General features: G+C 64.7%; 22 protein-coding genes. 21 read left to right on the top strand and 1 reads right to left on the bottom strand.

The features are described from left to right. Positions 1-242 precede the first annotated feature (242 nt). On the bottom strand, positions 243-1,163 hold the full coding sequence (locus C4901_RS10165) for a LysR family transcriptional regulator (protein WP_065972141.1): 921 nt from the start codon (positions 1,161-1,163) through the stop codon (positions 243-245). 590 nt (positions 1,164-1,753) lie between these two features. Between C4901_RS10165 and C4901_RS10160 the strand changes: the two genes are divergently transcribed. From C4901_RS10160 to C4901_RS10060, 21 genes are all read left to right on the top strand, one after another. Next, the gene (locus tag C4901_RS10160; protein ID WP_110137233.1) at positions 1,754-3,172 is read left to right on the top strand and encodes a form I ribulose bisphosphate carboxylase large subunit; all 1,419 of its coding nucleotides are present in this window, start codon (positions 1,754-1,756) and stop codon (positions 3,170-3,172) included. A gap of 39 nt (positions 3,173-3,211) precedes the next feature. Continuing rightward, complete coding sequence (locus C4901_RS10155) at positions 3,212-3,544, top strand: ribulose bisphosphate carboxylase small subunit (RefSeq protein ID WP_110137232.1); 333 nt, start codon at positions 3,212-3,214, stop codon at positions 3,542-3,544. Positions 3,545-3,612: 68 nt separating this feature from the next. Further along, positions 3,613-6,135, top strand: coding sequence for a CsoS2 family carboxysome shell protein (locus tag C4901_RS10150; RefSeq protein ID WP_110137231.1), 2,523 nt, complete (start codon positions 3,613-3,615; stop codon positions 6,133-6,135). 42 nt (positions 6,136-6,177) lie between these two features. Beyond that, positions 6,178-7,746 carry a carboxysome shell carbonic anhydrase gene (locus tag C4901_RS10145; RefSeq protein ID WP_110137230.1) on the top strand — a complete coding sequence of 523 codons (1,569 nt, stop codon included), beginning with the start codon at positions 6,178-6,180 and terminating at the stop codon, positions 7,744-7,746. Then, the gene (locus C4901_RS10140; RefSeq protein WP_110137229.1) at positions 7,743-7,994 is read left to right on the top strand and encodes a carboxysome peptide A; all 252 of its coding nucleotides are present in this window, start codon (positions 7,743-7,745) and stop codon (positions 7,992-7,994) included. The genes C4901_RS10145 and C4901_RS10140 overlap by 4 nt, the downstream gene beginning before the upstream one ends. A 1-nt stretch (position 7,995) precedes the next feature. Beyond that, on the top strand, positions 7,996-8,241 hold the full coding sequence (locus C4901_RS10135; protein WP_065972136.1) for a carboxysome peptide B: 246 nt from the start codon (positions 7,996-7,998) through the stop codon (positions 8,239-8,241). Between the two features lie 38 nt (positions 8,242-8,279). Further along, positions 8,280-8,597 (top strand): BMC domain-containing protein, encoded by a 318-nt coding sequence (locus C4901_RS10130; protein WP_110137228.1) that lies wholly within the window; start codon positions 8,280-8,282, stop codon positions 8,595-8,597. 51 nt (positions 8,598-8,648) lie between these two features. Next, a complete protein-coding gene (locus C4901_RS10125; RefSeq protein ID WP_110137227.1) occupies positions 8,649-8,945 on the top strand; it encodes a BMC domain-containing protein in 297 nt (98 codons plus the stop codon). 118 nt (positions 8,946-9,063) lie between these two features. Further along, entirely contained in the window at positions 9,064-9,399 is a 336-nt protein-coding gene (locus C4901_RS10120) for a BMC domain-containing protein (protein ID WP_205735934.1), read from the top strand. Positions 9,400-9,412: 13 nt separating this feature from the next. Next, positions 9,413-9,850, top strand: coding sequence for a bacterioferritin (locus C4901_RS10115; protein WP_110137225.1), 438 nt, complete (start codon positions 9,413-9,415; stop codon positions 9,848-9,850). 12 nt (positions 9,851-9,862) lie between these two features. Further along, positions 9,863-10,138: a 4a-hydroxytetrahydrobiopterin dehydratase gene (locus tag C4901_RS10110; RefSeq protein WP_110137224.1), complete on the top strand. Its 276-nt coding sequence runs from the start codon at positions 9,863-9,865 to the stop codon at positions 10,136-10,138. Between the two features lie 6 nt (positions 10,139-10,144). Next, on the top strand, positions 10,145-10,768 hold the full coding sequence (locus C4901_RS10105; protein WP_110137223.1) for an AAA family ATPase: 624 nt from the start codon (positions 10,145-10,147) through the stop codon (positions 10,766-10,768). Next, complete coding sequence (locus C4901_RS10100) at positions 10,765-10,965, top strand: hypothetical protein (RefSeq protein ID WP_110137222.1); 201 nt, start codon at positions 10,765-10,767, stop codon at positions 10,963-10,965. The genes C4901_RS10105 and C4901_RS10100 overlap by 4 nt, the downstream gene beginning before the upstream one ends. A 69-nt stretch (positions 10,966-11,034) precedes the next feature. Then, positions 11,035-13,389, top strand: coding sequence for a nitric oxide reductase activation protein NorD (locus tag C4901_RS10095; RefSeq protein WP_110137221.1), 2,355 nt, complete (start codon positions 11,035-11,037; stop codon positions 13,387-13,389). Between the two features lie 21 nt (positions 13,390-13,410). Further along, positions 13,411-15,096: an NADH-quinone oxidoreductase subunit L gene (locus C4901_RS10090; protein ID WP_110138608.1), complete on the top strand. Its 1,686-nt coding sequence runs from the start codon at positions 13,411-13,413 to the stop codon at positions 15,094-15,096. A 1-nt stretch (position 15,097) separates the two neighbouring features. Then, on the top strand, positions 15,098-15,871 hold the full coding sequence (locus tag C4901_RS10085; RefSeq protein ID WP_110137220.1) for a hypothetical protein: 774 nt from the start codon (positions 15,098-15,100) through the stop codon (positions 15,869-15,871). After that, positions 15,862-19,026, top strand: coding sequence for a DUF2309 domain-containing protein (locus tag C4901_RS10080; RefSeq protein ID WP_110137219.1), 3,165 nt, complete (start codon positions 15,862-15,864; stop codon positions 19,024-19,026). The genes C4901_RS10085 and C4901_RS10080 overlap by 10 nt, the downstream gene beginning before the upstream one ends. Further along, complete coding sequence (locus C4901_RS10075; protein ID WP_065971485.1) at positions 19,014-19,340, top strand: transcriptional regulator; 327 nt, start codon at positions 19,014-19,016, stop codon at positions 19,338-19,340. The genes C4901_RS10080 and C4901_RS10075 overlap by 13 nt, the downstream gene beginning before the upstream one ends. A 33-nt stretch (positions 19,341-19,373) precedes the next feature. Beyond that, positions 19,374-20,177 (top strand): CbbQ/NirQ/NorQ/GpvN family protein, encoded by an 804-nt coding sequence (locus C4901_RS10070; RefSeq protein WP_110137218.1) that lies wholly within the window; start codon positions 19,374-19,376, stop codon positions 20,175-20,177. Between the two features lie 123 nt (positions 20,178-20,300). Further along, positions 20,301-20,915 (top strand): BMC domain-containing protein, encoded by a 615-nt coding sequence (locus C4901_RS10065; RefSeq protein WP_065971483.1) that lies wholly within the window; start codon positions 20,301-20,303, stop codon positions 20,913-20,915. Between the two features lie 3 nt (positions 20,916-20,918). Then, on the top strand, positions 20,919-21,476 hold the full coding sequence (locus tag C4901_RS10060; RefSeq protein ID WP_110137217.1) for an NUDIX hydrolase: 558 nt from the start codon (positions 20,919-20,921) through the stop codon (positions 21,474-21,476). Positions 21,477-21,559 lie beyond the last annotated feature (83 nt).

The following is a 21,559-nucleotide window of genomic DNA, read 5'->3' as shown; positions in this document are numbered from 1 at the left end:
TACGGTAGCGCATGATGAACCGGCAGGGACGGGACAAAAGCCGGGGCCGCGCGGAATCATGCCCGGTGCGGCCCTTGAGGCGATGAGCGGCGGCCCCTCGCGAGGGGGGCGATGACGTCTGCGCACACCGGATTGCGATAACGAGGCCATGGTGTGTCTCGGCGCCCTGGTGGCGCCGCGCCGCAGTGGCACCCCAGGCCGCAGGAGCTCATCTTTCCGGCCCTGCGGGAGCCCGTGACCTCTTAGCGGCCGGGGCTCTGATTGCGCGAAGCCCCTTCCTCGGTGATGTAATGCAAAAAGGCCCGCGCCACCGGGGAGAGTTGTTTGGTGGAGGGATAGATCACATACCATTGGCGCCGTAACGGGAAGCCGCGCACATCCAGGACCGCGAAGGCGCCGGAGGCCGCGTCCAGGGTGAGGGTATGCCCGGACAACACCGCCACGCCAAGCCCGCCGGCCACGGCTTGCTTGACCGCCTCATTGCTGCCGAGGGTCATGCGAATCTTGGGCTGCACGCTGTGCTTTTCAAAAAAGCGTTCGGCGGCGAGTCGTGTCCCCGACCCCGGTTCGCGCATGATGAACGATTCATCGGCCAGGCGTTCGGGGGCGATGTCGTGTTGCGAGGCCAGCGGGTGATCGGCGGGCGCGATCAAGACGAGCGGGTTTTCCATGAAGGGTTGCGCGATCACGCTCAACTGCTCGGGGGCTTGGCCCATGATATAGAGGTCGTCCAGGTTGTGCTTCAGGCGCTCTATGAGCTGGTCGCGATTGGCGATCTCCAGCGTGGCTTCTATCCCGGAGTGCCGCTTGCAGAACGCCCCCAGGAAATGCGGGGCGAAGTATTGCGCGGTGGTAATGATGGAGAGTTTGAGGTTGCCGCGCTCGAGTCCCTGGTCAGCGGCGAGGTCCCCCGATAGGCGTTCCAGACGATCGAAGACGTCGAGCGCCCCGGCGTACACGAGGCGCCCAGCCTCGGTCAGAAACAGCCGTTTGCCGATCTGCTCGTGGAGCGGGGCCCCCACCGTACCGGACAATTGCTTGATCTGTATCGACAGCGCGGCCGGCGTCATATGCAGCTCCTCGGCGGCGCGCGTCATGTTGAGATGACGGGCGAGCGACAGGAAGATCTTCAGTTGATGCAGCGTGACGCGGCGCAGGAACATGAGCGATTATCGTTTAACGTAGTGGCATCTACGTTTAATTTAACTAAAATCTATAGAGATTGCAAAGGGCCGCCGGCCGAGGCCCGGGTCGGATGGATATCCGCGCGGCTGCGCCTGGCGCTCGGTCCACCGCCTAGCCGGTACGCCCCGCGGCGTGCGGCGGGGCGGGCGAGATCGGGGCATGGGTCTGGGGACAGCGCGTGGCGCGCGATTCGCAGGCGTGGCCGGTCCGATCGGAAACAGACATCGCCCCCAAGCGGCGGTCGCATTCTTCGACGGGCGGCGTGGTGCGCGCCACGCGTGGGCACGGGCCTGATCGTCCGGCGGGGTCCGGTGGCCGACTTCCGCGGCCCCGATCTGATTCCTGATCGGTCGAGACCGCCCGCCGGTCCGGGCGGTCATGAACCCGTATGGCGGCCGCTGTCACTGGCCCGCTCAGCATCTCTTGCGCGACCTCATCGCCCACAATGATATGCTGTAGTAAAACGTAACATTAAGTTTTTTTTACTTGGCCTTATGGGACAGCCTTTGTACATTGAGCGCCCTATGCCGCTTTGCAGGTCGAGTTGATCGTTACTTCAGGAGGATCTATGGCTGGTAAATATGAAGCCGGAGTCAAGGAGTACCGCCAGACGTATTGGGCTCCGGACTACGTGCCTTTGGACTCGGATATTTTGGCGTGTTTCAAAATCGTGCCGCAGCCCGGGGTTGACCGGGAAGAGGCAGCCGCGGCAGTGGCGGCCGAATCCTCCACCGGGACCTGGACGACGGTCTGGACGGACCTGCTCACGGACCTCGACTACTACAAGGGGCGCGCCTACCGTATCGAAGACGTCCCGGGTGATGATACCTCCTTCTACGCCTTTATTGCCTATCCGATCGATCTCTTCGAAGAGGGGTCGGTGGTCAATGTGTTCACTTCGCTGGTCGGCAATGTGTTCGGGTTCAAGGCGGTCCGTTCGCTGCGCCTGGAAGACGTGCGCTTCCCGCTCCATTACGTCATGACCTGCAATGGTCCGCCGCACGGTATCCAGGTCGAACGCGACAAGATGGACAAGTACGGCCGCCCGATGCTCGGCTGCACCATCAAGCCCAAGCTCGGCCTGTCGGCCAAGAACTACGGCCGCGCGGTCTACGAGGCCCTGCGTGGTGGTCTCGATTTCACCAAGGATGACGAGAACGTCAACTCCCAGCCGTTCATGCGCTGGCGTGACCGCTTCCTGTTCGTCGCCGACGCCATTCACAACGCCGAGGCCCAGACCGGCGAGCGCAAAGGACACTACCTGAATGTCACCGCGCCGTCCCCGGAGGAGATGTACGAGCGCGCCGAGTTCGCCAAGGAACTGCGCATGCCGATCATCATGCATGACTACCTGACCGGCGGCTTCTGCGCCAATACCGGCCTTGCACGCTGGTGTCGCAAGAACGGTATCCTGCTGCACATTCACCGCGCCATGCACGCGGTCATCGACCGTAACCCGCATCACGGTATCCACTTCCGGGTGCTTACGAAGGCCTTGCGTCTGTCCGGTGGCGACCACCTGCACAGCGGTACCGTGGTCGGCAAGCTCGAAGGCGATCGTGCCTCGACGCTCGGCTGGATCGATCTCTTGCGCGAATCCTATGTCCCGGAGGATCGCAGCCGCGGAATCTTCTTTGATCAGGACTGGGGTGCCATGCCGGGGGCCTTCGCGGTCGCCTCGGGCGGTATCCATGTCTGGCATATGCCCTCCTTGGTCGCGATCTTCGGGGATGACGCGGTGCTTCAGTTCGGTGGCGGTACCCTGGGTCATCCCTGGGGAAATGCCGCGGGCGCGGCCGCCAATCGCGTGGCCCTCGAGGCCTGCGTCGAGGCGCGCAACCGGGGCGTGGATGTCGAGAAGGAGGGTAAGACCGTACTGACGAATGCCGCGCGGCACTCGCCCGAGCTCAAGATTGCCCTGGAGACCTGGAAAGAGATCAAGTTCGAGTTCGATACCGTCGACAAGCTCGACGTCCAGAACCGGTAATTTCCGAGATCAGACACGTCATTGAGTAAGGAGGTCGCCATGGCCGATGTGCAAGAATACAAGCAAACTCGCCGGTACGAGACGTTCTCGTATCTCCCGCCGTTGTCCGCCGAGCAGGTCCGTGCGCAGGTTCAGTACATCATCGCGCAGGGCTGGAACCCGGCGGTGGAGCATATAGAGCCCAACCGGCCTTTCACGTATTACTGGTATATGTGGAAGCTGCCGATGTTCGGGGAGCGCAACGCCGATACCGTTCTGGGCGAGATCGAGGCGTGCCGCCGGGAATATCCCAATCATCTGATCCGCCTGATCGGGTACGACAACTACACGCAGAGCCAAGGGTTGTCGTTCGTGGTCCACCGGGGCTCCTAAAGACGCGATGAGATCAGCGGGCCGGGTCCGGGGAGTCAACCGGATCACGCGCCCCATAGGGGGACACTATGTCGGATTTATCCTCAGCCGGTCGCCTGCATGGCCGGGCCTTGGCCCAGGAGATGCGGCGCCGGCAGGCCCAGCAGAAGCCGCGCGGACAAGGAAAGGCCGGAGTCCGGATGCAGCAGCCGAAGGCCGATAAGGCCTTAGCGCCTGCACCGGCCGCGCCTGAGGGACAGGCTCAGGCCACGCAGGGCGCCAAGCCGCGTGGGCGTGAGGCGGCGTTGGCGCGTCGGGCCTTGCGCTGCACGGGCGCGCAATGCTGGTCGGATCCGAAGCAGCGGGGTACGGGGCAGACCGTCGAGACGACGATGGCCGCGGATACCGCGCCGGAAGCGACAGTCGAGGCGCGGCCGGCGGTGACCACGGTCGAGGATGCCGTGTTCGATGCCGTGTGCGAGATTGCCGAGACCGCGCCCGAGACCCTCGGATGGCGGGACCATAGCGTGCGCACGCTCTGCAAGGCGCGGCGTCGTTCGCTCGCGCAGCGCGGCAAGGTGGCGATCCCGGTGCGTAACGGACTGATCTCGGTCGCGGCGCGCCAGCACTATTTGGAGACCGGCAGCGCGCGCGAGTTTGCGCGTTGGCATCGGCATGAACTGGCTACTCATGGTCGCGGTTCGGCGGAGCCGGCGCGTCCCACCGGGAGACGGCGCAAGCAGGGTGCGCCGGCGAAGGTGGAGACGGACACGACCCTTGCCGGGAGTGCCGTGACCGGGTCACAGGTCCATAGGGCGCCGGCTGTCACCGGAACCGAGGCGGGGTCGTGCCGCACGATCACGGGAACCGAGTACCTCGGGGCCGAGCATTACACGCGGTTTTGCAAGACGCAGCCCGAGGCGAGTCCGGCCAAGGTGCGCGTGGGCCGGACCGGGGGCAATGTGGGCGTGAGCGGGACGTACTTGGGTCATGCGCAGGCGGTGACCGGTGATGAGGCCGGGACGTGCCGCACCGTGACCGGGACCGAGTACATGGGCGGCGATCATTTTCAAGCGGCGTGCGATACCACCGCGCCGGCGCGTCCGCCAAAGGTGGTGACCGGGCGCACGGCGCGCCAGCAGTTGCCGGTAAGCGGGAGCGACGAGGCGCGCGCAAATCGCGTGACCGGCTCGGAGCCTGGGGCGGCGGCCAAGATCACGGGATCGCAGTACGCGGATGCCGGTGCCGCGCGCATGACCATCAACGGCGCCCCTAAGAAGGTGGCGTTGACGCATACCATCGCGGGTCGCGCGGTGTCGGGGACGGCGGTGAGCAACAGCGGCCGGATCACAGGGCTTGAGGCCGGCGAATGCCGGACCCTGACGGGCACCGAGTATCTGAGTCACGAGAGCTTTACGTCCGTCTGCCGGACCCAACCCGAGCCCACGGAACCGCCGAAGGTCGAGGAGAGCTATACGGACAAGCGGCAGCGTATTACCGGGAATCTGGTGGACCGTTCGGGAAAGGTGACCGGCAACGAGCCTGGTTCCTGCCAGCGTGTCACGGGCACAGGTTATAACGGCCCGCAGATGTGCGGCGGCGGCGTGGACAAGGTTCAGACCATGACCGGCCTTGGCGGTACGAGCGTGACCGGTACGGGAATGGACAAGCTCCCAAAAACCACAGGTGACGAGCACGGAGGGTGCTGGCCCGTCACCGGAACGGCGTATTACGGGCGGGAGCACTACGCCCAGTGCGCGAGCACCCCGCAGGCCGGGGCACGGAAGGTGAACCTTACGCGTACCGGTACCGGTCATGTCGTGAGCGGCCCGGCGCTCGGTGCCAGCGAGGCCGTGACTGGCAACGAGGCCGGGGCGTTGCTGGCGGTGAGCGGCACGCCTTATATGGGGCGCGAGGAGTCGATGGTGGAGGGCTTGGCGTCGGCGCCGAAGATGGGTGCGGACAGGCCGGCGTCTGGCGGCTGCGCGGGCGGTTGTGGATGCAAACAGCGTTTCGAGGAGCTCGAAAACCGCCTGCGTGCCCTGCAAGGGGAACTTGCGGGGCGCGGCACAGGAAGCACGGCGATCAGTCATCGCTTCGTGCCTGCGGCGCCGGAACCGGCGGCTGCGGCGCCAGCTGCGCAGACCGCGGGATTTTCCGTTGTGCCACCCGCCCAACAGGGGCGGTCGCGGATCACCGGCAATGCCGGGGATCACGGCGGGCGGATCACAGGACCGATCAATCTGGCGCGTGGGCTCGTGACCGGGACGCCGGAATTCCGTGGTCGCGAGGCGGCGGCGCCGGTGATGGCGGCCATGCCGGTGGCGGTCGAGGGTGGGCAAGCGCCGGAGGGCGCGGCGCCGGCGGCCGGGGCGTGGCGGATCACCGGCGACGATTGGAGCCGCAGCGATCGCGTGACCGGTACCGAGGGGCACTGGGCGCAGGGACGGAATCCCACCCAGCGGGGTGTGGCGCGCACCTGTGTGATGTCGGCAGCCGGCAATCGCGAGCGGCCGCTGGCCGTACCCGTGCCGGAAGGCCGGGTCACGGGCAGCAGCGGCAATTCCCCGAAGGGTTCGGTTGTGACCTACTCGGGTGGGGCGCGGGGATGATGCGCCGCGGTCTGGTCGCTGGCGAGGGTGAGGGATAGCCCCATGGATACGCGCAGATCATCGACGATGCGGCGCGCGCGCAGCGGCCCGCAGGGTCAGCTGGCAGGCGGTATGGCGCGCGGCCGGGCGCGGCCGGGATGGCTGCGCGCCGGAGCGGCGCGGGCCGAGGCCCTGGGTGTCGAGCACCCGGCGTGCGGCACCTTGCCGGAGCGCGGTTGCCGACATGCGCTCGTGGATCGGAACGAAAACGCCCGGCTCTTCGAGTGCGAGCAGGGGATCAAGGATCGGTTCGACCGCATCGTGCCGACCCTGCAGGAGATCGCGGCGCTGGGTCGCGGCGTCGACTTCCCGGGGCGCGCGCAGGACTGGGCGCGGGAGCGCTTGGGTTTCGAGCTGCCGGCGGCGGTGTTGGAGCGTGCGTGGGTACGGGGCCCGGATATGGGCGCACTGTATGCCCAGGCCGTGTTCTCGGCGCTTGCTGGGGCCGTGGCGCGGTTTGGCGATCGTATCCGTGAGGAGTTGGCCGCGGGTCAGGGATGGGATGCGCTGTTGGTGGACTGCGGGTTTCACGCCATGAATGTCTCGGCGTGCGCGGATGGGCGGCTGAAGGGGCTGTTTCCCTACGTGCTGCGCATACCGGCGGCGAATCTCGTACGGCGCAGCGCGTTTGCGGGGACGCTGTTCGATGTGGAAGAGGACGTGCGGCACTGGGAGCACACCGAGCTGCGCCGTTATCGGGAGGGGTTTCCGACGACCGCCGACGTGCCGACGCGGTACCTCAAAGTGGCGGTGTATCACGGCAGTTCATTGGATCCCAAGCATCAGGGTTGCGCGGCCCATGGGAGCAACGAGCGGGCGGCGACCGAGGCGGCACTGGAACGGCTCTACGAGTTTCGACGCGCGATAGAGAATGCATTTTGCTGCGGGGCGGGCACTGACATCCTGTTGATCGGGGTGGATACCGACACCGATGCCATACGCGTGCATGTGCCGGACGGCAACGGCGATGTCAGCGCCTATCGCTACATCGATAGCGCGGAACTCTACCGGCAGACGCTCGCGCTGGATGCCGACCGTGCACGGCTTGCGGTTTACGAGGCCATACGCACCGCGAGCGCGACCGAGGGATGGGGTAAGGGCGAGGGCGCGCCCCATGATGGCATGCGCCGGTTGATCGCGACCTTGCTCATCAACAATATGAGCCAGATCGAATATGTGGGCGAGTATCACGGCGGATGGTATGGGGACATGGGCCACGGCGAGCGCTTTGTGAGCGTGGGCGACGGGTTCCCGGAGGTCCAGGTGCGCAATATCGCCTATTACGCAAGGCTCGATACGGTGGAGGAAGGGGCTGCGGATCTCGATGTCGGGGTGAAGATATTCCGGCATCTCAATGTTGAACGGGGGCTGCCGATTCCGGTGGCGCTGCATTATCACTTCAACGAACAGGTTCCGGGGAGCCGGGCGCGGATGGAAGACAAGATCCGCCGGATCGCCGAGGGGATACGGGGCCGCTACGCGCAGCTTGCGAAAGAAGGGCTTTTGTATCTGCATGGGAGCGTTCAGGACATGGCGCCGGGGAGTGTTTTGGAGGAGGTTGCGCTGACATGAAGATCATGCGCGTGGAAAAGACCCTGGTGTCCACCAACCGCATCGGCGAGATGGGCCACCGGCCGCTGTTGGTCGTGCAGGAAAAGGAGGGCGGTCCGCGTTCGGTGGCGGTGGATGCGGTGGGCTGCATTCCCGGGGATTGGGTGATCTGCGTGGGGTCTTCGGCGGCGCGCGAAGCGGCGGGCAGTAAGGAATACCCGTCGGACCTCACCATAGTCGGCATCATCGACAACTGGAGCCCGGAGTGAGATGGAGATCATGCGCGTGATCTCGGATCTGGTAGTGACGCGGCGCGGTGCGGGCCTGAAGCAGGCATCGTTACGGGTCCTTCAGGATGGTACCGGGAAGTTGAATGTCGCCACCGACCCGGTGGGGGTGCCGCCGGGAAAGTGGGTGTTCACCGTGTCAGGATCGGCGGCGCGCTACGCGCAAGGAGATTTCGGGGTTCACACCGACCTGACCATCGGGGGAATCATCGATTTTTGGGAGCCGTAAGGCGGGTTTTTGGTTAGGGTCCGTATGGAGGGATGGAAATGGCAGATGTGACGGGTATTGCATTGGGCATGATCGAGACGCGCGGTCTGGTGCCGGCCATCGAGGCCGCCGACGCCATGAGCAAGGCCGCGGAGGTGCGTCTCATCGGTCGCCAGTTCGTGGGTGGCGGCTATGTGACGGTGTTGGTGCGCGGCGAGACCGGGGCTGTGAACGCCGCGGTGCGCGCCGGCGCCGATGCCGTGCGCGCCGGCGCCGATGCCTGCGAGCGGGTGGGGGATGGCCTGGTGGCGGCCCACATCATCGCGCGCGTGCATTCCGAGGTGGAGCACATCCTGCCCAAGGCCCCGAGCGCCTGACAGGCGCCGCGGTTTGGGCTTTTTAGTAGCTTAAAGAAGGAGATCGGGAAAATGGCAGATGTGACGGGTATTGCCCTGGGCATGATCGAGACGCGTGGTTTGGTGCCGGCCATCGAGGCCGCCGACGCCATGACCAAGGCCGCGGAGGTGCGTCTCATCGGTCGCCAGTTCGTGGGTGGCGGCTATGTGACGGTGTTGGTGCGCGGCGAGACCGGGGCTGTGAACGCCGCGGTGCGCGCCGGCGCCGATGCCTGCGAGCGGGTGGGGGATGGCCTGGTGGCGGCCCACATCATCGCGCGCGTGCATTCCGAGGTGGAGCACATCCTGCCCAAGGCCCCGAGCGCCTGACGGGCTTTGGGGGCCGGCTAGGGGAGGCCTTGGGCGCGAGGATCGTGCCCACGACCCCGATAGGCGGGGTGTGTAATCAGTGGATACCGATGGATCGAGACCTTCGAGGAGAAAACGAATGGCACTCACGGGTATAGCCTTAGGCATGATCGAGACGCGTGGTTTGGTGCCGGCCATCGAGGCCGCCGACGCCATGACCAAGGCCGCGGAGGTGCGTCTCATCGGTCGCCAGTTCGTGGGTGGCGGCTATGTGACGGTGTTGGTGCGCGGCGAGACCGGGGCTGTGAACGCCGCGGTGCGCGCCGGCGCCGATGCCTGCGAGCGGGTGGGGGATGGCCTGGTGGCGGCCCACATCATCGCGCGCGTGCATTCCGAGGTGGAGCACATCCTGCCCACGCGTCCGGACGGTAACGGTGGCGGACGGGACGGGGACGTCACAGGCAACCTGAGCTGAGCGCGGGGGCGGCATGCGTAGCCATCCGCGCGTCACAGGATTCCTGGCCCAGGCCCTGAATCATGAGTACAGCGCCGTGCAGCAGTATCTGACGCAGGCGAGTCTGTGTACGCTGTGGGGCCTTGAAGACTGGGCGGAAGGTTTTCGTCATGAGGCCCGCGAGGAGCTCGGTCATGCCGATCTGCTGAGCCAGCGGCTGTTGCTCGCCGGAATGGCTCCGGGGGCGGGTTCATTGCGACCGCCGCGGCCGGGTCGGGACCTCGAGGAGATGTTGTGTCACGATACCGATCTCGAGCAGGCGGCAGTCGAACTCTATGCCGAGGCCGCAGCCATGAGCACGCGGCTGCGCGACCACGAGGCCGCAGCCCTCTTTGCGCGCCTGCACGCTGACGAAGAGGAGCACCTGCGCCACCTGCAGGAGCTGCGCGCCGCGCTCGCAGCGCGCCGATGAGGAGGGAAAGGCATGGACGAAAGGGACGCGGCAGTTCCGGAGGGATGGACGCAGCAAAAGCGTCCCTTGGCATGGAACAAACGCTTTGAGTTCGCGGATTATGCACAGACGCGGGCCTTTCTCGACGATTTAGCGGCGCTGTCGGAGGCGAGTGGTTATTATCCGAACCTCAATTTCGCACGCACGCATGTGGTGGTGACCATTCAATTCGAGGGCGACGAGGTGGAGCCCCGACTCAGGGACTTTGCGCGCGGGGCAGACGCCTGTGCGCGGCGCGCCCCGGGCTGAACGGTCATGACGGCGCTGCGAATCGCTTTGTACAACGGCAAGGGCGGTTGCGGCAAGACCACACTTGCATGGAACCTGGCGATGGGGCTTGCGCGACGCGCACCTACGCTGTTGGTCGATGCCGATCCGCAAGGCAGTCTCGGGGACTGGGCCAACTGGGCCGACAGCGAGGGGCATTACGCCATCGCACTCTGTGACTGGGCGGGCCTGCGTGAAGGCGGGCAGGCGGAGCACCAGTACCGCGTCTATGACTGCCCGCCGCGCCTGGATGACGATGAGATCCAGGGTATTCTGGGGGAGGCGGATCTTGTGCTGCTGCCGGTCTTGCCGTCGCCCCTGGACCTGTGGGCGAGCCGACGCAGCGCCGAGCTTGTGCAGGGTCTGCGGGGCCGCCGGCCCCAGTTGCGCGGGTACTTCGTGCTCAATCAGGTGGAGGCGCACAGCGCGCTGTCGCGGGCCTCGCAGTCGGCCATCGCCGCTATGGGTCTGCCGGTATTGCCGATCGCGATTGGCCGGCGGGCCATCTATAGGAGCGCCGCGCTCGAGGGCCTGAGTGTTTATCACATGGGTAAGCGTGCCGTAGCCGCCCGCGACGAGATCGAACGACTCATCGAGGAGATCTTGAAATGAGCAACTTGGAAGACAAATTGAGCGCGAGTCTGCAGACGCAACGGCGTCGCCCGGGGACCAAGACGGGAGAGGGGGACAAGCCCGGGCCGGCGGCTGGCGCGGAGAACGCCAAGAGTCGCGAGACACACGCAGACGAGGTGGATCTGAATGCCGGCGGGGGACGGGGCGTGAACCCGCCGCGCGTCTGGCCGGACTGAAGGTTCCCACGGGATGACGTCGGTAGACGTCACGGGGGGCTATTACCGGACATACGGGGTTGCAGGGGTATGGCGGTTCAACTGGTAGATTACCCGGAGCTTCTTGAGGATCTCGGCGAACACGCAGCCGAGGTCCTGGAGGCGAATTGGCACGAGGCGGCGCGCGTCTTCACATCGCGCGGCCTCGAGGCCTACCTGCAGGGCGCCGGGAGCCTGAAGGCCCTCGGGCGCGGCAGCGATCTCGTGGTGGCGTTCGTCGAGAGCGCGCCGCAGGTGGCGCGCGAGATCGGCGAGCAGGCGGTCTTCGAGATGCTGTCGACCGCCATACGCATGTACTCGAAGACCAGCGCGCAGGTGCTGTCGCTGTTTTTTTCGACGGCCCCCGTGGTCGCGCGACGGCTCGGTGAGATCGGCCTTTTCCGTGGTTATCTGCTCTTGATCGACCAGCTTTTGGCGCAGGCCCCGCAAGGGGTCCGGCCGATGCTCGGCAAGATCGAGGTGCTACTCGATCAGATGACCCTGGGTGGGCTGCGTCGTTGGGCGATGTGGGGGGTGTCCGCCTATCGCAATGACTTCGCGGCGCAAGCGGAATTTTTCGGGCTGACAAGTCCGCAGGCCCTGGCGGTGATGCAGCAGGAGCGGCGCGGGGTGCTCTTCATTGACATCCAGCGGCGGCTCGTCATGTATCTGCGCGCGCTGTGGGGGCGGGATTTCTTTCTGCGGCCGACCTCCGGGGATTTCGAGACACGCGAGGGCTACCGCCCGTATGTAGAGGACTATTTCATCTACGTCCCGGACGCCTATGACGACTGGGAGAATGGCCACGGGAAGCGGACCCCGGCGTTGGAGGTGTTTCGGGCGGCGGCCGCCCACGCCAGCGCCCATGTGGTGCATTCGCGCTTCGATGCGCGCTTCGAGCTTGCCGCACCGGCCGTCCGGCCGTGGATCGGTTTGCTCGAGGATGCCTGGGTGGAGCGTCGCGCCATCAGTGCATTCCCGGGCTTGTACTCCCTGTGGGGGCAACTTGTGACGGTGCCGGCGACGGTGGACAGGGCCGGGGAACCCGATCTGGCCGCGGTCCTCGATCGCTGCGCCCTGGCGCTGCTCGATTCCGAGTACCGGGATGATCACCCGGTCGTGGTGGCGGCGCGCGAGGCGTTCGCGCGGCTGCCGCAAGACGATGGCGATCGCTACACCGGCATTCTGGAGTCGGCAGGGCGTCTGGCGGCCCTGGCGAAAGACAGCGGGCTTGAATTCACGCCGAGCGCCGATACCAGCGCGATCGTCTATCGCGACGACAACCGCTATCTCTGGACCGCGCCGCGTATCGCGGATCTGGGCGATCCGCTTGCCGGGGGTCGGCCACAGGTGCGTAAGTACGTGAACCTGATGGAGATGCTGAATACGCTCGATGTGGAAAACGCGGGCGACGACGCCCAGGAGGTGTGGGTCCTCTCCACCGAGCTGTACGACGACGACGGCACGACCTTCAATGAACGCGAGGGCAAGACGCCGATCTCGCAACCGATGACCTATTCGGAATGGGATTATCAAACGCAGCTTGAGAGGCCGCTATGGGTGACGCTCTACGAGAAGCGGCCGAAGGCGGGGGATCCGGAGGTCATCAACGGTTTTTTGGAGCAGCAGAAACCGTTGGTGCAGCGCTTGAAGAAGCTGATCGAGGCAGTTCAGCCGCAGGGCGTGATTCGCGAACGCAAGGTTGAGGACGGCGATGAGATCGATATCAATGCCGCGGTGCTGGCCTTAAGCGACATCCGCATGGGACAGCAGCCGGATCCGCGCATCGGCATCCGGACACGGCTTCATATCCGCGACCTTTCGGTGATGTTGTTGATCGACCTTTCGGAATCGACGAACGACGCCTTGCGTTCGCGCGCCGAGGGCGATGTCACGGTCTTGCAGCTTGCGCGCGAGGCGGCCGCCTTGCTGGCGCAGGCCTTGGAGCGCATCGGCGACCCGTTCATGCTCTGTGGTTTCGATTCCAACGGGCGCCATGACGTGGAGTTCTATCGCTTCAAGGAATTCGATGGACCCTATGACGACAAGGTGAAGGCGCGTCTGGCCGGTATGACCGGGCAGCTTTCGACCCGCATGGGCGCCGCGCTGCGGCATGCCGGGGGCCTCATGGAGCGGCGCGCGAGCCAGAAAAAACTGATCATTCTGCTGACCGATGGGGAGCCTGCGGACAACGACGTGCGCGATCCCCAGTACCTGCGCTTTGATGCCAAGAAGGCGGTCGAGGAATTGGCGCGCAAGGGTATACGGACGTTCTGTCTGTCCCTGGACCCGTATGCCGACGAGTACGTCTCGCGCATCTTCGGGGCGCGCAATTATCTGGTCCTGGACCACGTGGACAGGCTGCCGGAGAAGCTTCCGCAACTCTATATCGCCATGACAAAGTAAGGAGGCAGGAAGGGGATGGCCATGGGATCGTTAGGGGTGTGGGTGCCGCTTTTGCCGGTGATTTCGGCGCTGATGATCCTGGCGTTTTTGCGCGATACGCGCAGGTCCGCGGCGCGCGTCAGTGTCTCCATCCTGACCTTGACCCTGGCGCTCGCGCTCACGCTGCTCGTCCATTATCTCGTGACAGGTGGTGTGGCGGTCATCGATTCCCAAGGCGTGTTCGGAAGCCTTTGGCTCGATCCCTTGAGCCTCGTGCTGTGGACGTTCGTGTCCGGCATCAGCCTCATAGTGCACATCTATTCCGTGCGCTACATGGCCGAGGAGCCGGGCTATGCGCGATTCTTCGCGCTTCTTGATCTCATGACCGGAGTGATTCTGGTCATGGTCTCGGCGGCCAATCTGCTGACCCTTTTGGTGGCGTGGTTTTTGGTTGGTGTAGTCCTATATTTCCTGTTGGGGCACGACCATAGGCGGCCGGCGGCCGGGCGTTACGCCTTCTGGACGCAGATTACCTACCGTTTCGGCGATCTGCCGCTGTGGTTCGCGGCCTTGATCCTCTTCCACTGTTACCACAGCGACTCGTTGCCGGTGATCTTCGCGCGCATTCAGAAGGCGCCGCATATGCAGTTTTGGGGGATGCCCGCGCCGGAGCTTACGGGCTTTTTGCTGGCGCTGGCGGCGTTTGCGCGCTCGGCGCAATTCCCGCTGCATGTCTGGCTTCCGTACACCATGGATGGGCCGACTCCGGTCTCGGCTTTGATGCACGCCGGTATCGTGAATGCCGGAGGTTTTCTGTTCAACCGGTTCGCGCCGCTTTTCGAGCATGCCGGATGGGCGTTGCACTGGGCATTCGGGGTGGGTCTCATGACCGCGCTCATAGGTTCGGGACTGATGCTCTTGCAGAACGATATCAAGCGTTCGCTCGGCTACTCCACCATGGGACAGATGGGTTTCATGGTCATGGAGTGCGGTCTCGGGGCGTTTCCGCTGGCCGTTTTCCATCTCATTGCGCACGGCTTTTTCAAGGCCTCGCTGTTTCTCGGGGCTGGCGATGTGATCGGTGACGCCCGTGCGCACGACGGCGTTCCGCCGGATCCGATCTATACCTCGGTGGTGGAGCGGCGGCCGGCCAAACCCTCGCGTCTGCCATGGCTCGTGGCGGCAAGCCTCACCGTGCTGGTCCCGGTGGTGGTATTGAGCCTGTCGCATTTTTTTGTGGCCGAGCATCTTTTTTACGAGCAGGGGGTCGTGGTGCTGTTGTTTTTCGGCTGGGTTACGGGGGCTCAGGCCTTGTTTGCGGCCCATAAGATGTCGCAGCAGGACCCCTGGCGCCTCATGCTCGGTATCCTCGCGTCATTCGTCGTCGTCGTGATCGGCTATACGTTGATCAGTCATTATTTCGGCCGGCTCCTCTATCCGGATGAGCACGAGAGTCTCATGCTGTATCGCGCGGCCAGCATCCACAGGTTGTCGTTCGATGCCCTGGTCATGTTGTTGGCGGCGGTGTTCGTGGGCGGCTGGGCGCTGACATTCTTCGCCGAGTCCCTCGAAGTTGGACGCAGGCTTGGCGGACGCGGACGCGGAGTCTATCTCGGCGTCTACGCCCTTTTGTCGCGTGAACTGTATGTCGCCGACATCTACGAACGGTTGGGTCAGGTCGTCGTGCAATGGTCGCGGCGGCTTAACGTCTGGCTCAGGTGGTGCTGACATGGACCTCGCGTTCTGGGTCTTGGCCGGCTTATTCGCGCCACTTTTTCCGCTGAGCTGGCTGTTCAATCGCTTGGTCGCGAGTCTTCCCGCGGGAATCGCCCAAGGGCTTGCGGTGCTGGTATTGCCGCAGGTCGGGATCGAGCTTTTGCGCCTAGCCCCCCAAGGCCCGCTCTGCCCGGCCGGGCTGCGACATTGGGTCATGGCGCTCGCCACGGCGTCGGCCCTGCTCTATGCGGTGCGTGCCTTGAGTGCCCGCGAGCTCGGCATCTGGACGCGATTTGTACTGAGTTCGGGGCTCGCGACGGTATGGCTTGCGTGGGCGGTTGGGGCGCCGACCCAGGTGTTGCGGCTGATGGCGCTGGGCTGGGGCCTGCCGGCGGCGGTGGCCTTGTATTTGACCGGGATTCTCGTACGGCGCGTGGGCGGCGCGTATATGGGTCTGCACGGCGGTCTGGTCGCGGTCATGCCCCGGATGACCGCGAGCCTGGTATTCGCGGTGCTGGCGTTGACGGTGACGCCGGTGTTCCCGGCATTCTTCATGCTGTGGAGGGGTCTGGGTTCGATCCCCGTGGCATGGATGCCGTTTTGGTTGCCGCTCATCTTTTTGTGGGGGTGGGCCGCCGGGCGGCTCTTTCAGGACCTGCTTTTTGGGGATTACCGCGGCGAGCCGGTGGTCGACATCGGTGGCATGAGCGTGGCGCTCATCGGGATTGTGTTTTTGGCATCGCTGGTCGTGAGCCTTGTCGGTGGCGGGGGTGCATCATGGCATTGACGCTTGGTGATCGCCTCAAGGTACGTTCCATGGTCTATGTGGCAAGCGAGCCCATACCGCGGTTCTGGCCGATGCGCACCTTCATCCATCACAACCCGCTCTATGGCCTTGAGGACCGGCCGTTCGCGACGGCCGTCGCGGAGGGTAGCCGTCTGTTCCATGCCCGCGGGTACCTGGACCGCGCGCAGTATCAGGACTATCGCCGCGAAGGCAAGATCGACGACGCGCTGTTGCGGCGGCGGATCGGGGATTTTCTGGCATCGCGTGCCGATCTTCCCCCGGGCCTCGATCTGGAGGCGTGGCTCTGGCAATTGATGACCGGCTGCCGCAGGCCCCGGGCCATGGCGGGTGGCGATTGGGTGGACGGCACAGGGATCGCCGCGACCTTGCAGGGTCGCCCGGTATCGCCGCCGGAAGACGATCTGGACGGCTCGCTGCGCGAGCTGCTCCGGCAACGATACGACTCCACGTCGCCCGTGTACCGGCACGTGGATGCCCTTTTTGGAACCACGATCGCCGCGACCCTGGACGACCTTTTGACCAAAAGCTGTCTCGATTTCTTCGACGAGGGCCAGTCGGCCTGGCAGGCCCCGGGCCGCGAGGCGGGATTCTTCCAGGCCTGGAAGGATCTCGCGCGGCGCAATGCCCGCTTCCTCCTGCGCGGCCTGCATTTGCGTCAGGTACTGGCCGAAGAGGAGACGGCGGAGGGCATGGTGGCCCACGTCCTGCAGCGGTTGCAGGTGCCGGAGACCGCCTGGCAGGGTTATATCACGCACGAACTCACGCGCATGCACGGGTGGGCGGGATTCATTCGCTATCGGATGGGTGCCAAGCACTACTATTGGGCGCAGCGCTATCCGGCGGATCTCGTGGATTTTCTGGCGGTGCGCATGGTGCTTGGAATGGCGCTCCTCCAGGAAGGGAGCCGGCGCCACGGGACGCCGGCCTCGGCCCCGGAGATCGGCGCGCTGCTGGATAAGGCACCGCGCGAGGCTTATCTGCGCCACGAGCTTTATGGCGGTACCATCCTTCCGGCATGGGCGCACGAGGTGGATGACGCCCTGGCCCGCCGGCGCCCGGCGGCGCTGGCACGCATCGCCTCGGCCTATGGGGCGGCCAAGGCCGATTGGGAGAACCGACGGGCCGCGCAAGTCCTGCGGGAACTGGCAGGCGGGGTGGGCGGTGTCGCCGAGACAGGACTGATGGGTCTCGCGCCGGTGCAGCTGGATGCCCTGTTGTCGGTGCTGCGTGATTGGGAGGACGGCGAGGGCTATGTATGGTTGCAGGCCATGGAATCCCATTATATCGATGAGCTCGCCGGGCGGATCCGTCCGCCAGCGGACGAGGAGCCGTCTGCCAGGCGTCCGTTTGCGCAGGCGTTGTTTTGTATCGACGTACGTTCCGAGCCCATGCGCCGGCACCTCGAGGCCTTGGGTGATTATCAGACTTTTGGTATCGCCGGGTTCTTCGGGGTCCCGCTTGGTTATCTCGAGTTCGGCAAGGGCACCGAGGCGCATCTGTGTCCGGCGGTGCAGACCCCGAAGAACCTTGTTCTGGAGATACCCGCGGGACTGGAGCTTGAGGAGGAGCCGCTCTACGATGCCCTCCAGCACGTGTTGCACGAGCTCAAGGCCTCGGTGCTGTCCCCGTTCGTGGCGGTAGAGGCCGTCGGCCTGCTCTTTAGCCTGGGTCTCGTCGGGCGCACGCTAGCCCCTCTTGGCTATCATCGCTGGCGCACGCACTTGCACGCCGGCCGGCCGATCACGCGGTTGCTTCTCGACAAGTTGAGCACCGAACAGGCCGACTCCATCCTGCGCGCGGTACAAAGGGCGATGATCGTGCGCGCCCTGGCCCGCGAGCTGCGTATCCCCCGTGACCAGGTCACCGATGATGATGTGCGCAATCTGCGTGAGGTGGCCCTCGGGAACGAATCGGGGCCCAGTCGAGTGGCGCAGCGACTGGGCATGACCGAGGCCGCGGAGCGGGACTTCCTTGACAAGCTGCGCAGCGTCTACCGCATCGACCGCGCGGTGACGAGTCTGCAGATGGGGCGGCTTGGGCGCATCGGTTTTAGTGTCGAGGAGCAGGTGCGTTATGTGATGCAGGCGCTGCTGTCCATTGGTCTTGACCACAACTTCTCACGGTTCGTGCTGTTGGTTGCGCACATGAGCCACAGTGAAAACAATCCCTACGAATCCGCCCTGGATTGCGGGGCCTGTGGGGGCGGCAAGGGCCTGCCGAACGCGCGCGCGCTAGCCACCATGGCCAATAAACCGGAGGTGCGCCGACGACTGCGCGAGCGCGGTATCGTGATCCCCGAGGATACGTGGTTTGTGCCGGCCATACACAACACCACCACCGATGTGATCGAGCTGCATGATCTCGACATGCTCCCGGCGCGGCACCTTTTGTATCTGGAGCGCCTGCGCAGCGGGCTCAGTGCCGCCGGTCGTTGCTGTGCGGCGGAGCGGATGCCGCTTTTGGACATGCCCGCGCGGCTTGCCGCCGAGCCTTTTGCGGCGGCGGCCTTGGCCCAACGTCAGGCCCACGACTGGTCACAGGTGCGCCCGGAATGGGGGCTTGCGCGCAATGTCTATGCCATCGTCGGACGCCGTGCCCTGACCGAGGGGGTCGATCTGCAGGGGCGGGCGTTCCTGCAGTCCTACGATTACCGCCTGGACCCCAAGGGCCGCCTGCTGGAGAACATCCTGACGGGTCCGCTGGTGGTCGGGGAGTGGATCAATCTGGAGCATTATTTCTCGGTGGTCGATACCGAGAGCTTCGGTAGCGGCAGCAAGGTCTACCATAACGTCGCCGGACGTTTCGCGGTGATGACCGGTAATCAGAGCGATCTGCGTACCGGGCTGCCGAGCCAGACCGTCTTGAAGGATGGCCGGCCGTACCATGAACCCGTACGCCTCATCGCCCTGGTGGAGGCGCCGCTGGAGTTCGCGCAGCGCACGGTCGGGCGCATCGCCAAGGTGCAGGCGCTCATCGGCGGTGGCTGGGTACGGCTCCTGGTCCTCGACCCTGAAGATGATTATCGGATGCACGTCCTGGAAGACGGTGGTTTTCATGTCCATCCACGCTCGGGGCGCGGTTACCACGCCGTGGCCCGGAACCCTGTTTCGGAGACTTCGCCATGCAATCGCTGAATCTGAGCCCCTTGAAGAAACTCGAGATCATCCTGGAGGGGATTCATAAAGACTTCGCAACCGATCTGCTCGACCGCGCGGGCCTGAAGGGTTACACCATCGTCGGCAATCTCTCGGGCAAGGGTAGTCACGGCATGTATGAGGGGCATGTCATGTTCAACGAAGACGATGCCCTCATCATGATCATTGCGGCAGTGGGCGAGGAGCTCGTGGCCCCCATCCTCGAAGGTTTTGCCCCCTTTTTTGAGCGACACACGGGGGTGGTCTTCGTTTCGGACATCCAGGTCAGCCGTCTCGTTAAGTTCAAGAGCTGACATCCTGTCATCCACTTAAATCGCGAGGTCGCCATGTCCAGTCTGGAAACGCAATATCGTATCGAAAAGGAACCCTACTACAGGGAGGTCAATGGAGAGGTCGGCCTGTTCGAGGCCGCCTACGCGGCCCGTCTGCCGATGATGGTCAAGGGCCCCACCGGCTGCGGCAAGTCGCGTTTCATCGAATACATGGCTTGGCGTCTCAAGCGCCCGTTGGTCAGCGTGGCGTGCAACGAGGATATGACGGCCTCCGATCTGGTGGGCCGCTTCCTGCTCGACAAGGACGGCACCAAGTGGCAGGACGGCCCGCTGACCACGGCTGCGCGCATCGGTGCCATCTGTTATCTCGACGAGGTCGTGGAGGCGCGTCAGGACACGACCGTCGTCATTCATCCGCTTACCGACCACAGGCGCAGCTTGCCGCTGGATAAAAAGGGCGAACTGATCCACGCGCATGCGGATTTTCAGCTGGTGATCTCCTATAACCCCGGCTATCAGTCGGCCATGAAGGACCTGAAGCAGTCCACCAAGCAGCGTTTCGGGGCCCTGGATTTCAATTATCCGGATCGCGAGACCGAGATCGAGATCGTGGCCCATGAGTCGGGGGTATCCGCAGATATCGCCGGCAAGCTCGTATCGATCGCCGAGCGGTCGCGCAATCTGAAGGGACACGGTCTCGACGAGGGCTTGTCAACACGCATGCTGATCTACGCCGGATCGCTCATGAAAAAGGGTGTCGATGCCCTGGCGGCCTGCAGCATGGCCTTGGTGCGGCCGATGACCGACGATCCGGATATGCGCGACGCCCTGGACGCCGCGGTCGGAACGTTCTTCTAAGCCCTGGACCCCGGCCATCGGCGCGCGTGCGGATTTACCGCCGTCGATCCGCCGGGAGTGCGGAGCGCAGTGGCCGCCAAGGGGTATTTTTGCTAGAATCGTTCGATTTTTTGCGTGTGGTCTATGATCCAGCTTCGTACTTACGTCTATATCGACTCGCTCCAGCCGCAGCTTGCCGCCTACATCGGCAGCGTCTCGCAGGGTTTCCTGCCGGTGCCGGGCGATGCCGCGTTATGGGTGGAAGTCTCGCCGGGCATGGCCGTGCACAGGCTCACCGACATCGCTTTGAAGGCCACGAGAGTGCATCTGTCGCAGCTTGTCATCGAGCGCGAGTTCGGGGCCATGGTCATCCACCACCGGGATCAGAGCGATGTCCGCGAGGCCGGGCATGCGGTGCTCGCCCGGCTGGGCGCGGGACAGGAGGACCGCAAGGCCTGCCGGGTCACCTGGAACGAGGTCATACGCGGCATGATGCCGGACCACACCGTACTCATCAATCGCCAAAACCGCAGGGGCTCGATGATCCTGCCGGAACAGAGCATGTTCATCCTGGAGACGGAACCCGCGGGCTACATCATCTATGCTGCGAATCAGGCGGAAAAGGCCGCGAATATCACCCTGATCGACGTGCGCGCGGTCGGGGCGTATGGGCGCATGATCATCTCGGGGCGCGAGGCGGACGTGGATGAGGCGGCGGCGGCGGCGGTCCATGCCGTAAAAAACCCGTCCTGGACCTGAAGCATGGATCGCTGCGAGCTACACGATACGCTGTGTCGTTATCGCAGCCGCTTCCCGGAGGAGGCGGCCTATGCGCGTCGCGCCTGCCGTCTTCTGGAGGAGTCCCCCCGCTGTTTCGACCGGGAGGCGGACGGCCTGCATGTGACCGCCTCCACCTGGGTGCTGAACCCGCGTCACGATGCCACGCTGCTCATGCTCCACCGCAAGCTTGAGCAGTGGTTTCAACCGGGGGGGCATGCCGATAGTGACGAGGATGTGATGCGCGTGGCGTTGCGGGAGTGCAGCGAGGAGACGGGGCTGCCGGTGGAGCGCATTCGGCTTCTCAGCCCGGCGGTCTTCGATGTCGACATTCACAGGATACCGGCGACGCGCTCGGAGGCGGAACATGAGCACCTGGATATCCGGTTTCTGGTGGAGATAGACGAGAATCTGCCGTTGCCGGGCAACAACGAATCGCACGAATTGCGTTGGGTGGCGCTGCGCGATGTGCCGCGCTATAACCGCGAGCGCTCTCTGCATAGACTGGTGGTAAAGAGCGGGGCTTGGCGGCGCTTCGGCTGAGCGCGCGCGGCCGATCACGGCGGGACCGGTTTATCAAAGCCGGAATGCAGTGTCCGCGCGCGGACGGTAATATACGGCGGTCT

This window comes from Acidiferrobacter sp. SPIII_3 (assembly GCF_003184265.1).
Classification (GTDB): domain Bacteria; phylum Pseudomonadota; class Gammaproteobacteria; order Acidiferrobacterales; family Acidiferrobacteraceae; genus Acidiferrobacter.
The sequence above is the reverse complement of the archived record's forward strand: the minus strand, read 5'-3'. Positions and strand labels throughout refer to the sequence as shown.

Bases quoted from the DNA above. Each gene is read 5' to 3' on its own strand.
- C4901_RS10135 (WP_065972136.1), top strand. From the start codon at position 7,996: ATGGAGATCATGCGCGTGATCTCGGATCTGGTAGTGACGCGGCGCGGT.
- C4901_RS10130 (WP_110137228.1), top strand. From the start codon at position 8,280: ATGGCAGATGTGACGGGTATTGCATTGGGCATGATCGAGACGCGCGGT.
- C4901_RS10145 (WP_110137230.1), top strand. From the start codon at position 6,178: ATGGATACGCGCAGATCATCGACGATGCGGCGCGCGCGCAGCGGCCCG.
- C4901_RS10110 (WP_110137224.1), top strand. From the start codon at position 9,863: ATGGACGAAAGGGACGCGGCAGTTCCGGAGGGATGGACGCAGCAAAAG.
- C4901_RS10165 (WP_065972141.1), bottom strand. From the start codon at position 1,163: ATGTTCCTGCGCCGCGTCACGCTGCATCAACTGAAGATCTTCCTGTCG.
- C4901_RS10095 (WP_110137221.1), top strand. From the start codon at position 11,035: ATGGCGGTTCAACTGGTAGATTACCCGGAGCTTCTTGAGGATCTCGGC.
- C4901_RS10160 (WP_110137233.1), top strand. From the start codon at position 1,754: ATGGCTGGTAAATATGAAGCCGGAGTCAAGGAGTACCGCCAGACGTAT.
- C4901_RS10090 (WP_110138608.1), top strand. From the start codon at position 13,411: ATGGGATCGTTAGGGGTGTGGGTGCCGCTTTTGCCGGTGATTTCGGCG.
- C4901_RS10150 (WP_110137231.1), top strand. From the start codon at position 3,613: ATGTCGGATTTATCCTCAGCCGGTCGCCTGCATGGCCGGGCCTTGGCC.
- C4901_RS10155 (WP_110137232.1), top strand. From the start codon at position 3,212: ATGGCCGATGTGCAAGAATACAAGCAAACTCGCCGGTACGAGACGTTC.
- C4901_RS10070 (WP_110137218.1), top strand. From the start codon at position 19,374: ATGTCCAGTCTGGAAACGCAATATCGTATCGAAAAGGAACCCTACTAC.
- C4901_RS10140 (WP_110137229.1), top strand. From the start codon at position 7,743: ATGAAGATCATGCGCGTGGAAAAGACCCTGGTGTCCACCAACCGCATC.
- C4901_RS10125 (WP_110137227.1), top strand. From the start codon at position 8,649: ATGGCAGATGTGACGGGTATTGCCCTGGGCATGATCGAGACGCGTGGT.
- C4901_RS10075 (WP_065971485.1), top strand. From the start codon at position 19,014: ATGCAATCGCTGAATCTGAGCCCCTTGAAGAAACTCGAGATCATCCTG.
- C4901_RS10105 (WP_110137223.1), top strand. From the start codon at position 10,145: ATGACGGCGCTGCGAATCGCTTTGTACAACGGCAAGGGCGGTTGCGGC.
- C4901_RS10065 (WP_065971483.1), top strand. From the start codon at position 20,301: ATGATCCAGCTTCGTACTTACGTCTATATCGACTCGCTCCAGCCGCAG.
- C4901_RS10080 (WP_110137219.1), top strand. From the start codon at position 15,862: ATGGCATTGACGCTTGGTGATCGCCTCAAGGTACGTTCCATGGTCTAT.
- C4901_RS10115 (WP_110137225.1), top strand. From the start codon at position 9,413: ATGCGTAGCCATCCGCGCGTCACAGGATTCCTGGCCCAGGCCCTGAAT.
- C4901_RS10120 (WP_205735934.1), top strand. From the start codon at position 9,064: ATGGCACTCACGGGTATAGCCTTAGGCATGATCGAGACGCGTGGTTTG.
- C4901_RS10100 (WP_110137222.1), top strand. From the start codon at position 10,765: ATGAGCAACTTGGAAGACAAATTGAGCGCGAGTCTGCAGACGCAACGG.
- C4901_RS10060 (WP_110137217.1), top strand. From the start codon at position 20,919: ATGGATCGCTGCGAGCTACACGATACGCTGTGTCGTTATCGCAGCCGC.
- C4901_RS10085 (WP_110137220.1), top strand. From the start codon at position 15,098: ATGGACCTCGCGTTCTGGGTCTTGGCCGGCTTATTCGCGCCACTTTTT.